The 13,326-nt window shown below is 60.2% G+C and carries 14 protein-coding genes; 9 read left to right on the top strand and 5 right to left on the bottom strand.

Going from position 1 to position 13,326, the window contains the following annotated elements:
* The first annotated feature begins 52 nt into the window (after positions 1-52).
* Positions 53-373 carry a hypothetical protein gene (locus AC0J1C_RS01690; RefSeq protein ID WP_473045357.1) on the top strand — a complete coding sequence of 107 codons (321 nt, stop codon included), beginning with the start codon at positions 53-55 and terminating at the stop codon, positions 371-373.
* Between the two features lie 34 nt (positions 374-407).
* On the opposite strand, the gene AC0J1C_RS01685 is transcribed toward AC0J1C_RS01690, so the two are convergent.
* Positions 408-1,616 carry a GGDEF domain-containing protein gene (locus AC0J1C_RS01685; RefSeq protein WP_473045356.1) on the bottom strand — a complete coding sequence of 403 codons (1,209 nt, stop codon included), beginning with the start codon at positions 1,614-1,616 and terminating at the stop codon, positions 408-410.
* Positions 1,617-1,739: 123 nt separating this feature from the next.
* On the opposite strand from AC0J1C_RS01685, the gene nfsA reads away from it, so the two are divergent.
* Positions 1,740-2,477 (top strand): oxygen-insensitive NADPH nitroreductase, encoded by a 738-nt coding sequence (gene nfsA / locus AC0J1C_RS01680; RefSeq protein WP_473045354.1) that lies wholly within the window; start codon positions 1,740-1,742, stop codon positions 2,475-2,477.
* 13 nt (positions 2,478-2,490) lie between these two features.
* Here nfsA and AC0J1C_RS01675 read toward each other — a convergent pair whose 3' ends face one another.
* Together AC0J1C_RS01675 and AC0J1C_RS01670 are read right to left on the bottom strand one after the other, a co-directional pair.
* On the bottom strand, positions 2,491-3,252 hold the full coding sequence (locus tag AC0J1C_RS01675) for a putative 4-mercaptohistidine N1-methyltransferase (RefSeq protein ID WP_473045353.1): 762 nt from the start codon (positions 3,250-3,252) through the stop codon (positions 2,491-2,493).
* A 122-nt stretch (positions 3,253-3,374) separates the two neighbouring features.
* The gene (locus tag AC0J1C_RS01670; RefSeq protein WP_473045352.1) at positions 3,375-4,247 is read right to left on the bottom strand and encodes an Nmad3 family putative nucleotide modification protein; all 873 of its coding nucleotides are present in this window, start codon (positions 4,245-4,247) and stop codon (positions 3,375-3,377) included.
* Between the two features lie 107 nt (positions 4,248-4,354).
* Between AC0J1C_RS01670 and AC0J1C_RS01665 the strand changes: the two genes are divergently transcribed.
* Both AC0J1C_RS01665 and AC0J1C_RS01660 read left to right on the top strand, forming a co-directional pair.
* Positions 4,355-4,984: a metallophosphatase domain-containing protein gene (locus AC0J1C_RS01665; protein ID WP_473045351.1), complete on the top strand. Its 630-nt coding sequence runs from the start codon at positions 4,355-4,357 to the stop codon at positions 4,982-4,984.
* 93 nt (positions 4,985-5,077) lie between these two features.
* Positions 5,078-6,088 (top strand): LLM class flavin-dependent oxidoreductase, encoded by a 1,011-nt coding sequence (locus AC0J1C_RS01660; protein ID WP_473045349.1) that lies wholly within the window; start codon positions 5,078-5,080, stop codon positions 6,086-6,088.
* A gap of 28 nt (positions 6,089-6,116) precedes the next feature.
* Here the strand turns inward: AC0J1C_RS01660 and AC0J1C_RS01655 are convergent, their stop codons facing one another.
* On the bottom strand, positions 6,117-6,668 hold the full coding sequence (locus AC0J1C_RS01655) for a glutathione peroxidase (RefSeq protein WP_473045347.1): 552 nt from the start codon (positions 6,666-6,668) through the stop codon (positions 6,117-6,119).
* Positions 6,669-6,814: 146 nt separating this feature from the next.
* Here AC0J1C_RS01655 and AC0J1C_RS01650 point away from each other — a divergent pair, with 146 nt between their 5' ends.
* The 5 genes from AC0J1C_RS01650 (at position 6,815) to AC0J1C_RS01630 (ending at position 11,020) form a co-directional block, all read left to right on the top strand.
* Positions 6,815-7,354, top strand: a complete 540-nt coding sequence (locus tag AC0J1C_RS01650; protein WP_473045345.1) for a YqiA/YcfP family alpha/beta fold hydrolase — start codon at positions 6,815-6,817, stop codon at positions 7,352-7,354.
* Positions 7,355-7,495: 141 nt separating this feature from the next.
* Positions 7,496-8,524, top strand: a complete 1,029-nt coding sequence (locus AC0J1C_RS01645; RefSeq protein WP_473045343.1) for a TRAP transporter substrate-binding protein — start codon at positions 7,496-7,498, stop codon at positions 8,522-8,524.
* Between the two features lie 108 nt (positions 8,525-8,632).
* Positions 8,633-9,226 (top strand): TRAP transporter small permease, encoded by a 594-nt coding sequence (locus AC0J1C_RS01640; RefSeq protein ID WP_375191466.1) that lies wholly within the window; start codon positions 8,633-8,635, stop codon positions 9,224-9,226.
* A gap of 35 nt (positions 9,227-9,261) precedes the next feature.
* Positions 9,262-10,548 (top strand): TRAP transporter large permease, encoded by a 1,287-nt coding sequence (locus tag AC0J1C_RS01635; protein WP_473045341.1) that lies wholly within the window; start codon positions 9,262-9,264, stop codon positions 10,546-10,548.
* A gap of 31 nt (positions 10,549-10,579) precedes the next feature.
* On the top strand, positions 10,580-11,020 hold the full coding sequence (locus tag AC0J1C_RS01630; protein ID WP_375191464.1) for a universal stress protein: 441 nt from the start codon (positions 10,580-10,582) through the stop codon (positions 11,018-11,020).
* A gap of 3 nt (positions 11,021-11,023) precedes the next feature.
* On the opposite strand, the gene AC0J1C_RS01625 is transcribed toward AC0J1C_RS01630, so the two are convergent.
* Positions 11,024-13,285, bottom strand: a complete 2,262-nt coding sequence (locus AC0J1C_RS01625; protein WP_473045339.1) for a GGDEF domain-containing protein — start codon at positions 13,283-13,285, stop codon at positions 11,024-11,026.
* Between the last annotated feature and the right edge of the window lie 41 nt (positions 13,286-13,326).

Raw genomic sequence — 13,326 nt, 5'->3', positions numbered from 1 at the left:
GAGATAATTTCGCCACTTTTATCGCCGCAGTGTTACGTACAAGTCTCTGCTTATGACCATTTACAGCGTTTTACAGCTACTGATCTTTTCCATCCTGCTGCTGAACACCGTGCACCTGATGCCGGCGTTCAATCGGCTTCTGAAGGGGGCAGACTCTGCTTTCCGATCCGGCGGCCTGTGCGCCATCCTGACCTTGCGCCTGGCCCGCAATATCCTCGGGCTGATCCTGGTGACGGCCTCCACCGCTCCCAATCCCGAGATTCATGCTCTGGTTCCCAAGGGTATCCTGCTGTTCCTGGTCCTGGCGCTGCTCAATGCCGGGCTGACCCAGTATCTGGAGCGCAACCGGCTGGGAGAAGACGCGGGCGTCTGAGCGTAACCCCCGCGCGGCTGGAAGCGCTTTGATCTCAGGCCCTGGCCCCCATCGGCGAGGGCACGAATTCAGCGCGGTTGCGGCCATTGTGCTTGGCCCGATAAAGCGCCCTGTCGGCACTAACCAGCACATCCTGGAAGCAATCGTGGTCGGAAGTCAGGGTAGCCCCTCCGATACTCGCCGACAGCTGCACCGGCACGTTGTTGATTTCCCGGCCTGCCTCCGAAATACGCTGGAGCAGGCGTGCAGCAACGGACTCAACGGCCTCGCGGTTATTGTTGCGTAGCACGGCGGCAAACTCCTCACCGCCCACCCGGCCGATGACATCATCATCCCGCAACTCCGCCGTGAGAAGGTCGGCCACGGTTCTCAGCACCTCATCCCCGGTAGCATGCCCCCAACGGTCGTTGATCTGTTTGAAGTGATCAAGATCGATCATCAACACGGTAATCAGATTTCTCCCCTGCCGTGCCTGCTTGAAAGCCAGCTCCCCCTCCCGATGAAAGGCGCGGCGGTTCAGAAGCTGGGTCAGTCCGTCCTGCTCTGCCAATGCAACCAGAATCTGCTCGGTCCGGGTAAACGCCAGTAACGGCAGCGCCATGGCCGTTGCACTGACCAGCAGCAGGTGATTAACGAGGATGAGCTTGAGCAGGGTTTCCACGTCCAGTTGTCCGCCAAGCACAGGGGCCAACCCGATCACCAGCACCTGGGCCATCATCAGGGTGCCGTGAATGGCAAAAAGCGTTTGCAGGATTCCGAGGGGCAGGCGGGGCTTGCGTTCAATGGCGCCCAAGCGATAGATCGCCAGACTGAACAGGAGCGCTGAATACAACGCGGTCAGAAACCGGGCAACGTGAGGGTCCAGGCCCGCGCCCACCGCCAGCCCCAAAAGGTAGATCACAGAGGCCAGGTACAGGATCCTGGCCGAACCGCGTGTTCCCGCCGGGGGCAGATCCATTAGCAGGTGGATACCCGCCAACAGCAGCAACGGCGAGAGGCCCAGCAGGAGATGGGTGACAAAACTGGTACCGACTGGCAAGTCGGTCAGGCGCTCCGCGACCGCGATTGCGGTGCCTGCGACAAAGGTGAGACAGGCGACGGCCCAATACAGGAAACAGCGCTCCCGACGCCTCAGATGGTACATGGCCCAAAGCATGCCGCCGATCAGGAGGTTGATCATGACCGAGGTGACCAGCAAGGTTGGCAGGTGCATCGTCAGGCTCATGGCGGTGGGGCAGTCCATGCAGAAGTTATCATTACCAGCAGGCTATCAGCCCCAGCCGGCCCCTTGCGCCCCTGAACTGTAGCGTTTGGTATGATATTTGTGACAGACATCACGCATTCCACGAAGGTGACCCGAAACCCCATGAACCCAACCATCGAACTGCTCAAATCCCACCGCTCGATCCGTAAATTCACCGACCAGAAAATTCCCCCGGAGCTGCTGCGAGAACTGATCCGGGCCGGTCAGTGCGCCGCCAGCTCCAATCATGTGCAGGCTTATTCCGTGATCCACATGATTGATCCGGAAAACCGCCGGAGAATCGCGGAGCTGGCCGGTGGCCAGGATTACATTGCCGAATGCGCGGATTTTCTGGTGTTCTGCGCCGACATGCGCCGGTCCACGGACGCCGCCGAGCGGGCCGGGGCCCAGGTGACCCGGGGCATGACCGAACAGTTACTGGTGGCTACCATCGACGTCAGCCTGATGGCGCAGAACGTGGCCATCGCAGCCGAGTCCGAGGGCCTTGGCCTGTGCTACATCGGAGGCATCCGAAACAACCCGGCCGAGGTCAGCGAAATTCTGAGGTTACCGGAGCACGTGTACCCGGTGTTCGGCATGTGCCTCGGCTACCCGGACCAGACACCGGAGATAAAACCCCGCTTACCCGTGGAAGCCATCCTCCGGCAGGACTACTACGCCAACGCCCGGGACGAAGAACTGGTGGCGGGATTCGACCGGACCATGAACGAGTACTACCGGGTCCGCACCGGCGGCAACAAGGACACAACCTGGTCGGAACAGCTCAAGCCGTTGTTCACCGCCAAATTGCGACCGCACATGCGTGAATTCCTGCGCAAATGCGGCTTTGAAATGAAATAGTCCCGGATGGGCCTCAGTTCCGGTCGCTCAGCTTTTCCCAGACGGTCAGCTCGGAGAAGCTGTGCTGGAACTTGTTGCGGGTCTCGCGGATGACAAACGGCAGGCTCCAGGGCTCGAACAACAGCCGGAAATGCGGCGCCAGCATGGCCTTCAGGCCATCAAACGTGGACACTTCCTCGCCGTCTTGCAGGAAACCGCCCACCCAGTGCTCCCTCGGCGTGTATTCCTCAAGCCAGGTGTAGGGCGAGGCAATCACGAGCAAACCCAACTCGTTGATCCGTTCGTGGATGGATTCCAGGAACAGCGACGGCTGGTAGAGTCGGTCGATCAGGTTGCCCGCCAGCACCAGATCGTAGCCGGTAAACTCCGGCTTCAGATCGCAGGCGTCGCCTTGATGGAATGAAACCCGTTCAGCGCTCGACTCCAGCCCAAGTGAGGCAAGGGTGCGGTGCTGGTAACTGACCAGTTCGCCCTCCTCCGGCCGGGCGTAGCGTACCTCCCTGTCCCGGGCCACTTCCCGGCACTTTTCCACGAACGCATTGGAATAATCGATGCCGTCCACGTGCCGGAAATGCCGGGCCAGCTCGAAGCTGGTCCGGCCGCAGGCGCAGCCAATGTCCAGCGCTCGTTCAAGGGGACGACCGTCCATGGCCGACAGGGCCGCGTCGGCCAGCGCCTTGGGAAAATTGGCCTCGCCGTGCCAGCGCTCACCGAAATGGAACTCAAGGTACTGGGCCAGTGCCGTGTCTTTCTCATAGAAGTCGCTCTGCTGCACGGTATGTCTCCTCGGGGGCGGGGCTGGAATCAGTCAACTGGTTGGTCTGGCGACCTCAGGCTCTACTATTCTAGGCGAATAACCACAGGAAAAACCAAGAACAGAACCTGGCGCTCGCCGATTCACCGAGGCTGCTGGCCGCCACGGCCAGTTCTGAGCAGGCCGGTGAGCCAGTCTGTCAGTTCCGGGTAGGCGCCCAGGTCCAGAACAAATTCCTGCCCCCGGGCAGCGGAGGTCAGGTAACACCAGGGCGGCGCCAGCAGCCAGCGGTCGGCCCGGCTGTGGTAGCTCAGGGGCGGGCGGTCTCCGCGCGGGAAGAACGCCGTCGGCAGTCGCCAGCGGGTGGGCAGGCGACTGTCGGGATCTGTCAGAACCAGCGCCTCCTGCAGTTCTGGAAAAACCCCACTGCCGGGCAGGGCCTCAGTCCCATTCGGCCATCGAAAGGAAGACGACGACACGTAGAGGGTGTTGCCAGGATCGGGCCGACCGTGACGGTGAGGATGGTAGTCTGCCCATGGCAGCGCACTGGTCGGCAGTTCGTCCACGGCGTGCACCTCGGCAACATGCAGCCAACCCCAGATAGCGTGAAACGGTCGCGATCCGGGTACAAAACGCCACCGTCTCTGGTGGATCTCGGCGTTGCGAAAAACGCCGAAGAACAGGAACAGGTCCCCGGCCCTGACACCCTGATTACGGAGATGCCCCTGGGCAGCGCCGGTCTGGCCGAGTAACGGACGCCAGCCATCGGCCCGGGGGTAAGCACTGGCAATCAGGTCCGGATCCAGGTGAGCGCCATGACTGCCCCGAATGCGGCCGCCGGTCAGATCCCGCACCAGCCGGTCCAGGCGGCGCTGCTGGAACATCACGTCCCGGTAACGGATCCGGGAAGCCTGGTCCGGGATGGGCAACACGCACAGGGAGCCATCCGGCAGAACCGGATTGGGACAACCGCCGGCGGATGAGTCAAAGCCCTTACGGCTCAGGATCAGTCGCATGGCCTCTCTCGAAAAGCGTGGGGATGTAAGGGGATGTAGCCAGCGGTCAATGCTATCGTAGAAACAACAACAATGCGCAATCAACACACACCGGGCCGGCCTGCACCATGAGAATTGTCTGTATTTCCGACACCCACAGCATGCATCGTCAGATAGAGGTACCCGACGGCGATCTGCTGATCCATGCCGGTGACTGCCTCGGGGTGGGAACACTGGAAGAGCTGGAAGACCTCGACCAGTGGTTCTCCGAGCTGCCGCACCGGTACAAGATTCTGATTGCCGGCAACCACGACTGGTGTTTTCAGGATGAGCCGGCAGACGCCAGGGCGCGAGTGCGCCACGCCCATTATCTGCAGGACAGCCCGCTGGAGGTGGCGGGCCTGAGATTCTGGGGCAGCCCCTGGACACCGGTGTTCTTCAACTGGGCGTTCAACCGGGAGCGGGGCGACGCCATTGCAGAACGCTGGGCGAAGATTCCGGATGACACCGACGTTCTGATTACCCATGGCCCGCCAGCGGGCATCCTCGACCGGATTGAATCGCCCTCGGGCAGTATTCATCCTGGCTGTGAAGCGCTGGCTGAACGCGTGGCCAACCTCCCCCTGAAACTGCATGTGTTTGGTCACATCCACGAAGGCCACGGCCAGCACAGGATCGGTGACTGCCTGTACGTAAACGCCAGCAGTTGCAATGGCCGGTTCCAGCCCGAGAACCCTGCCATCGTGATCGACCTCTAGCCCGACCCCGGCAAACGCCCCAGGCCTTGAAACCGGCGCCAGTGAACGCCATGTTTGCTTCTTGCCAACAATCATTCCTGCCCGGAGAGTCCTATGTCCCGCTCGGAGAGCCCGATACCCAAAAGTCCCGACTACTCGCTGCTGGAGCTGGCTTCGGTGCGGGAGGGGGATTCCGTGGGCAGCACCCTGGCCAACAGTGTCGCCTATGCGCATCGAGGGGAACAGCTCGGCTTCAAGCGCTTCTGGCTGGCAGAACATCACAACATGGAAGGCATCAGCAGCTCCGCGACCGCTGTTCTGGTAGGCCACATTGCAGGCCAAACGAGGACTATCCGGGTTGGGTCGGGCGGGGTCATGCTGCCCAACCACCCGCCGCTGGTGATTGCCGAACAGTTCGGCACTCTGGAAAGCCTGTATCCCGGCCGCATCGACCTGGGTTTGGGCCGCGCGCCCGGCACTGACCCGGTCACCGCACGCGCGCTACGACGCGACGGCCTCGGCGCGGAGCAGTTTCCGGAGGACGTTGCCCGCCTGCAGACCCTGCTTGGGCCATTGCGGCCCGGTCAACCGGTAAAGGCCATCCCCGGTGCCGGCACGGAAGTTCCCATCTGGCTGCTGGGCTCCAGCCTTTATAGCGCCCAGCTGGCTGCCATGCGCGGACTGCCTTACGCCTTCGCCGGCCACTTTGCGCCAAGGCTCTATCGCGAAGCGCTGAAAGTCTATCGGGACAATTTCCAGCCATCCGAACGCCTGGAACGCCCATACGCCATGCTGGCCATTCCCGCCATTCCGGCAGACTCTGTGGAGGAAGCCGAATACCTGGCTACCACCAGCTACCAGCGTATCCTGGCGCTGTTCCGGGGTCAGCCACTGTGGATGAAACCTCCGGTTGCCTCCATGGACGGGCTCTGGAACGCCGGCGAAAAGGCAAGCGTGCAGGACTTCCTGAGCCTCCAGGTACTGGGCGATGCCGACAGCCTGCGCAAGCAGCTCAAGGCCCTTCTGGCGTCAGTGGAGGTGGAAGAGCTGATGTTCACCGTCGACATCCACGACCCGGAAAAGCGTCGCCACGCGCTGGATATCTTGGCCGCTACCCGGGATTGAGCGCGCCGTCAGCCGGGCTCAACCCCGCTCAGAGTACCGATTCAATCGCACTGATCAACTCAGGGTCCTCAGGCCGCACGCGGCTCGGGAAGGTTTCCACCACCTTGCCTTCCCGGTTCAGCACGTACTTGGTGAAGTTCCAGCGCGGCGGCTGGCTCTGGCGGTTAATCTCCGCAAACACCGGGTTGGCCGCCTGGCCGGTTACTGCACCGGGGGCAATCATGGTGAAGGTCACTCCGAAGTTCTTGTAGCAAACCCTGGCGGCCTCCGCCTCGGTGTCCGCCTCCTGTCGGAAATCGTCGCTGGCGAAGCCCACAACCACCAGCCCGCGCCCCGCATACTCCTTGTGCAGGGCCTCCAGCCCTGCAAACTGGCCGGTGTAGCCACACTGACTCGCGGTGTTAACCACCAGCATGGGCTTGCCCGCGGCGATGTCGCAAAGGTTCACCGACTCGCTGGAATGCAGCCTTCGCTGCTCGTGATCCAGAAACGCCGGACACGCGTCGGCCAGCACGGATGGCGCACCAAGGCCGCCCCCTATAACAACCGTGATAAAAAGAAAGAAGGATCGTAGAGCCATGGTCATGCTTCCTGTCATTCTGTCCTGTCTGTGTACGAGCGAGGCTCCCTGCTGGCTCACGTGTGCTGGACAAGCCTGGCTTCGCCAACCCATGATCGGTAACCCATGATCAGGAACCGCCCGACAACCGACCGGAGACACCAGGCATGACCGACCCGACCACCCATATTTTCCTGTCCCACGGCCTCGAAAGCGGGCCAGGCAGCACCAAGAACCAGGCCATGAAGGCCGAGGCCGAACGCTTTGAGAATGTCCGTGCCCACGCCGTTGACCACCGATCCACAAAGGATCCGGCCACCCGCCTCGCCCAGATGCGTGAGGCCATGGCCAGCGTTGGCGCGGCACCCGAGCGCACCGTGCTGGCCGGCTCCAGCATGGGGGGCTGGGTGTGCGCCCAGACCAGCTCTGAGACCCCGGTGCTGGGCTGCTTCCTGCTGGCACCGGCCCTGGCCATGGCCCGCTATCCGCAATCCAGCCCGGTGATCCGGGCCCGCTACTGCCAGATCATTCACGGCTGGGACGACGACGTGGTGCCGGTGGGTCCGGTGCTTGATCTGGCATGTCGCCAACGGCTCCCGATTCTGGCTTTACCCGATGGCCACCGACTTGAAAACAGCCTGAACCGGGTGGTCAGTGAGTTCCGCCTGTTCCTCGAAACCTGTCTTCTGGATACGAAAAATCGGTGAATTCATGAACTTGCGAATCGGCAAATTTGTCGGCGCCGGAATGGATTGATTTGGCCATTTTCTTGCGAAAACCACTTTGTTTTGCCAGTCTTTATTAATGTAACAATAAATTTCAGCAAAAAAACGAACGGAGAAAACCCGATGAGCAGCATCAGCAAGTTCAAGAAACTGGCCGGAATTTCAGCGTTCGCATTCGCGGCCATGACCGCAGCAAACTCCGTGAATGCCGCCAACTGGCGGTACGCTCACGAGGAGTATGAAGGCGACGTACAGGATGTGTTCGCATACGACTTCAAGGAATACATCGAGGAGAACTCGGACCACACCATCCAGGTATACCGCTTCGGCGAGCTGGGCGAATCCGACGACATCATGGAGCAGACCCAGGCCGGCATCCTGAATTTCGTGAACCAGTCTCCCGGTTTCACCGGTGCCCTGATTCCTGAGGCCCAGATCTTCTTTATCCCCTACCTCATGCCGACCGACATGGACACGGTGATCGAGTTCTTCCGGGAAAGTGAAGCCATCAATCAAATGTTCCCGAAACTTTACGCCAAGAACGGTCTGGAACTGTTGAAGATGTACCCGGAAGGTGAAATGGTAGTGACCGCCAACGAGCCGATCACCAGCCCCTCCGATTTCAACAACAAGAAGATTCGGGTAATGACCAACCCGCTTCTGTCCGAAACCTACGATGCCTTCGGTGCAACACCGACTCCCCTGCCCTGGGGCGAGGTTTATGGCGCGCTGCAGACCAACATGATCCAGGGTCAGGAAAACCCGATCTTCTGGATCGAGTCCGGTGGTCTGTACGAAGTATCTCCGCACCTGACCTTTACCAAGCACGGCTGGTTTACCACCGCCATGATGGCCAACAAGGACTTCTATGACGGCCTGTCCGGTGAAGACCAGAAGCTGATTCAGGACGCGGCGGATTATGCCTTTGAAGAAATCATCAAGCATATCCAGGGCCTGTCCGAGCGCTCGCTTGAGAAGATCAAGAAGGCCAGTGATGAAGTCACTGTTACCCGCCTGAACGACGAACAGATCGAAGCCTTCAAGGCCCGCGCGCCGCAGGTGGAAGAGAAGTTCATCGAGATGACCGGTGACAGCGGCAAGGAACTGCTGAACCAGTTCAAGGAAGACCTGAAAGAAGTTCAGAACGACTGAACCAAGCAGAAACAATCCCGCCGGCGCAAGCCGGCGGGACGCTGTGCTTAACCCCGCCCCGCCGGGGCTTTCCACCGGTCGGGAGCGACATGCTCTGGAGCAGACCCCATGTCCGAGAATTCCCCGGAAATAGAAGACGATACCGGTACCTTTGAGTCCGGCCTGCCCGGGTTTCTGGGAACCATTGATGTCCTGATCAGCAAGATAGAGGCGGTCATGCTGGCCATGGGCGTAATTCTCATGGCGATCAACACCTGCGTTAACGTTATTGCCCGATACGTGTTTGGCGAAGGATTGTTTTTCTCCGGTGAGATCAACCGGATCCTGATCATCCTGATCACCTTTGCGGGCATCGGCTATGCAGCCCGGCACGGTCGACACATCCGGATGTCGGCAGTGTACGACGCCATCCCTACCAAGGGACGCAGGGTGCTGATGATCGTTATCGCGCTGTTCACGTCTCTGATAATGTTCTTCCTCTGCTACCACTCCTACGAATACATCCAGACCCTCTACAGTCGAGGCCGAATCCTTCCGGCACTGGGTTTTGAGATCTGGTGGATTTACATCTGGGCGCCTGTCGGTTTCGCCATCACCGGCATCCAGTACTTTCTGACTGCGATCAAGAATTTCACCAGCAAAGACGTGTATCTCTCGACCGGGGTGGTCGACGGCTATGCCGATACCGAGAAAGAAGTCTGAACCCTGCTGCAGACCTTAAGGAAGGATAGAAACCCATGGGCACTATAATGATGATAATCATGATCGGGTTGCTGCTGCTGGGCTTCCCGATGATGGTTCCGCTGATCACCGGCGCGGTGGTCGGCTTTGTGATGATGTTTGACGGCTTCGGCCAGATGGGGACGTTTATCCAGCAAATGATGGGGGGCATCCGGCCCGCTTCCCTGATTGCCGTTCCCATGTTCATTCTGGCAGCGGACATCATGACCCGCGGCCAGTCAGCTGACCGGCTGATCAATATGGTCATGGCGTTTATCGGCCACGTTAAAGGCGGCCTGGCCATCAGTACCGCCACATCCTGCACGCTGTTTGGCGCTGTCTCCGGCTCAACCCAGGCTACCGTGGTTGCGGTGGGCTCCCCGCTTCGCCCGAAAATGCTGAAAGCCGGTTATTCCGACCCCTTCACACTGGCACTGATTATCAACGCGAGTGATATCGCGTTCCTGATTCCGCCGAGCATCGGCATGATCATCTACGGGGTCATTTCGGAAACCTCCATCGCCGAACTGTTCATCGCCGGCATCGGGCCCGGCATCATGATCCTGTTCATGTTCTCGATCTACTGCCTGATTTACGCCTACAGAAACAACGTGCCCACCGAGGAAAAATCCAGCTGGGGACAGCGGGCCATTTCTGTGCGCGATGCACTCTGGCCTTTGATGTTCCCGGTGATTATCGTCGGCGGTATCTACGGCGGCATCTTCAGCCCCACCGAAGCCGCGGCCGTTTGCGTTCTGTACGCATTTTTCCTGGAATTTGGCGTGTTCCGTTCCCTGAAGCTGGGTGATGTCTACAAGATTGCCAAGTCCACCGGTCTTATTACCGCCGTCGTGTTCATCCTGGTGGCCGTTGGCAACGGTTTTTCCTGGATCATCTCGTTTGCCCAGATTCCCCAGTCGATCCTCGAATCGGTGGGTATCAGCAACATGGGTCCCGTGGGTGTGATGGTCACCATCTGTGTCGCCTTCTTCATAGCCTGCATGTTCGTGGACCCGATCGTGGTCATCCTGGTGCTGACCCCGATTTTCGCGCCGGCTATTGAGGCAACGGGCCTGGACCCGGTGCTGATCGGTGTACTGATTACCCTTCAGGTCGCCATCGGGTCGGCGACGCCGCCGTTTGGCTGTGACATATTCACCGCGATTGCGATCTTCAAACGGCCGTACATGGAGGTGATCCGGGGCACACCGCCGTTCATTCTGATACTGGTTGCGGCGGCCGGCCTGATCATCGCATTCCCGGATATCGCCCTGTTCCTGCGTGATGTGGCTTTCAGGGACTGACAAAACGGACCGGAATCTTAAGGAGAGAAGCATGTTCAAGAGGATCCTGGTAGCCGTTGACGGTTCCAAGACATCGCTAAGGGCTCTGGACAAGGCCATCGAACTGCAGAAACTGACCGACGCAGAGATCTACATTATCTGCGTCTACAAGCATCACAGCCTGTTTGAGGCCTCGCTGTCCATTGGACGACCACAGGAGATGGATATCCCGGACAAGGTTCTCTCGGAATACGCCAAGGAGGTGGTCAACCACGCCAAGGAACTGGCCAAGGAACACGGGGCCACCAAGCTGCGGGGATTTGTGAAAGGTGGCCGGCCGTCGAAGGTGATCGTCAAGTTCGCTCAGGACAAGGAGGCAGACCTTATTGTCGTTGGCACACGTGGTACCCACAGTGACAAGGACGGCATGATCCTGGGCAGTGTCTCCCACCGGGTGGCTTCACACGCGAAATGCCCGGTACTGGTGGTCTGAGGCCTATCGGGCCACTTCCACGCGGTTGCGGCCGGCTTTTTTCGCACGATACAGGGCCTGGTCTGCCAGATTCAGGAGGCTGGCAGGTTCCTGGCCGAGATCGGGCCAGTTGGCCACCCCCACGGACACGGTGACGGCTCCGAGGTCCGTGTTCCGGTATTTGATGACACTGGCCCTGACCGCCGCACAGAGCTCCTCAGCCTTCTCGGTTGCCGCCGCCGTGGTCGCCCCGGGCATGACGGCCACGAACTCCTCGCCGCCATACCTGCAAACGATGTCGCTTTCCCGGAACAGCTGCTCCAGCACACGACCGACGGTCTGCAACGCCAGATCCCCGGCCTCATGGCCATGGCTGTCGTTAAAGCGCTTAAAATGGTCGATGTCGACGATCAGCAGCGAAAGCGGCAGATTATTTCGTTGCGCGACGGCGCTCTCGTGCTCGAAGAGCTGGTCGAAGTAACGTCTGTTCTTCAGCCCCGTGAGTGAGTCCTCGTAGGAGAATTTCTGCAGTTCTTCACGCAGGGCGATGCTCGAGAGCGTGATACCAATTCGCTGGATCGACTGGTCAAGCGCTGCAAACAGGCGCGCTGCGCCGTATTCCCCGCTCGACCGGCCAAAAATGCCTTCGCTGGCCAGTAACAAAACCCCTTCTATCACGGTGCCCGCGCTGGCGGATTCGACCGGCAGCCAGAAGCATAGCCGGGAGGGCCCTGTCGCCGATGCGCCGTCTGCGGTTTCGTGCCAGTGCCGGACCTCCGGCAGGGCCGAGGGTTCGGGCAGCTCCTCGCCACCGTCCAGAACAGCGGGAAACGATTCATCCCCTCTGCCACCCCAGATCGCCACCCGCGGATACCGGTCGTCGGCCCCGCGCAGGTAAAAAGCGCCTTGCAAAGGGCTGCAAATTTCCGGCATTACCCGCGCCAGCAGGTCAAGGGCCTGTCTCAGCTCGATGCAGTCCTGCAGTTGGGCGATAACACGGGTCACAACCCGGCTTTTCTGGTTTTCAAAGGTGAGCAGCCGCACCCTCGCCTGCTCCCGGCGGGCGAGCCCTTCAGCGCGGGCGGTCCGCTCGGCCACCTGTTCTTCCAGAGACAGGTTCAGGCGCTTGAGCGCCTGCTGGGTGCCGGCGTAATGCCAGAGCGCAATCATAACGACGGCCAGCGAGAACAGAAGCATACCCCAGCTGACCGGCACCCGACTCCAGGGCAGTACGCCATGGGCCACCGCCATGTCGAGGATCAGCAGGGCACAGAACACCCCGAACGCCAGCAACAGGATCTGCTGTTCCCGCAGCATCACCCGGATCCGGCGCAGCACCACCGCCACAATCACGCTAATCGACACCAGGAACAGGGCATCGAATACAGGGAAGGTCGAGGACAGGTTGAACAGGCCCAGCAGGGCCCCTCCAATTGCGCCAATCAGATACGCCAGATGGATCTTCCAGATCCGGTTGATGAGCCTGGGGCGATGGTTGATCAGCCACTGCTCCAGCAACAGCGCCAGGGCCACCGGCAACATGAAGTAGGAACCGGCGGCCAGGTAATCCCACATCAGGGGCCGATAGGCGATCAACAGGCTGGCCTGGCTTTCCGAGACCAGCATCAGGGCGGACGCCAGGGTGAACAGTGAAATACTGGCGAAGGTCTTCTTCTCCGACTGCAGCAGAGAAAAAATCAGCGCCAGTATGCCGATCAACAGGGTGAAGCCGGCAATCACCAGCGCTTCGAGGGAATTGCTGAGGATGTAAAGCACCAGATCCTGGTGGTCCATGATGGCAACCTCGCCCCACAGACCAATGTCGGTATAGTTCGAAAAAATGCGGAAATAGACGGGTTTGCCCTCGTACCCCGACGGCAGGAGAACCTCATGCCAGGGCCAGCCCTCGAAGCGGCCGCGGCCCTGGGCGTCGAAGGTTCCGTACTGGTAGATCTTCTCACCTTCCGCCCACACCTGGACAATCAGATCGACACTGAAGATGTAGAGCACCGGCGCCTGCCATTCGCCTTCCGGCAGGGTTACCCGGAACCAGACATTCTCCCGCCCGTTGCGGTCTGGCGGGTTGGACGGGAAACCAATACGGTGCCATTGGTCAGGGGCATCCTCCAGCACCCATTCCGGGACACCCTCGGTGTTGAACGGTGAATCGCCCCAGCGATACTCCCAACCTTCGGCAACCGCCTGGGAGGCGGCATGGCCAGATCCCGGAAAGATCAGCCCCGTAAGCAGCAGCAAACAACAGCGTAGCAGGTGAGAATCGAACATCGGCTAAGGCGAACCTGCGCAAAGGGGCGGAATGCTCTGAG

This window comes from Marinobacter sp. E2 (genome assembly GCF_055755345.1).
The sequence above is the reverse complement of the archived record's forward strand: the minus strand, read 5'-3'. Positions and strand labels throughout refer to the sequence as shown.

Coding starts and splice junctions, on each gene's coding strand:
- AC0J1C_RS01630 (WP_375191464.1), top strand. CDS start 10,580: ATGTTCAAGAGGATCCTGGTAGCCGTTGACGGTTCCAAGACATCGCTA.
- nfsA (WP_473045354.1), top strand. CDS start 1,740: ATGAACCCAACCATCGAACTGCTCAAATCCCACCGCTCGATCCGTAAA.
- AC0J1C_RS01650 (WP_473045345.1), top strand. CDS start 6,815: ATGACCGACCCGACCACCCATATTTTCCTGTCCCACGGCCTCGAAAGC.
- AC0J1C_RS01640 (WP_375191466.1), top strand. CDS start 8,633: ATGTCCGAGAATTCCCCGGAAATAGAAGACGATACCGGTACCTTTGAG.
- AC0J1C_RS01670 (WP_473045352.1), bottom strand. CDS start 4,247: ATGCGACTGATCCTGAGCCGTAAGGGCTTTGACTCATCCGCCGGCGGT.
- AC0J1C_RS01645 (WP_473045343.1), top strand. CDS start 7,496: ATGAGCAGCATCAGCAAGTTCAAGAAACTGGCCGGAATTTCAGCGTTC.
- AC0J1C_RS01655 (WP_473045347.1), bottom strand. CDS start 6,668: ATGGCTCTACGATCCTTCTTTCTTTTTATCACGGTTGTTATAGGGGGC.
- AC0J1C_RS01665 (WP_473045351.1), top strand. CDS start 4,355: ATGAGAATTGTCTGTATTTCCGACACCCACAGCATGCATCGTCAGATA.
- AC0J1C_RS01690 (WP_473045357.1), top strand. CDS start 53: ATGACCATTTACAGCGTTTTACAGCTACTGATCTTTTCCATCCTGCTG.
- AC0J1C_RS01685 (WP_473045356.1), bottom strand. CDS start 1,616: ATGGACTGCCCCACCGCCATGAGCCTGACGATGCACCTGCCAACCTTG.
- AC0J1C_RS01625 (WP_473045339.1), bottom strand. CDS start 13,285: ATGTTCGATTCTCACCTGCTACGCTGTTGTTTGCTGCTGCTTACGGGG.
- AC0J1C_RS01635 (WP_473045341.1), top strand. CDS start 9,262: ATGGGCACTATAATGATGATAATCATGATCGGGTTGCTGCTGCTGGGC.
- AC0J1C_RS01660 (WP_473045349.1), top strand. CDS start 5,078: ATGTCCCGCTCGGAGAGCCCGATACCCAAAAGTCCCGACTACTCGCTG.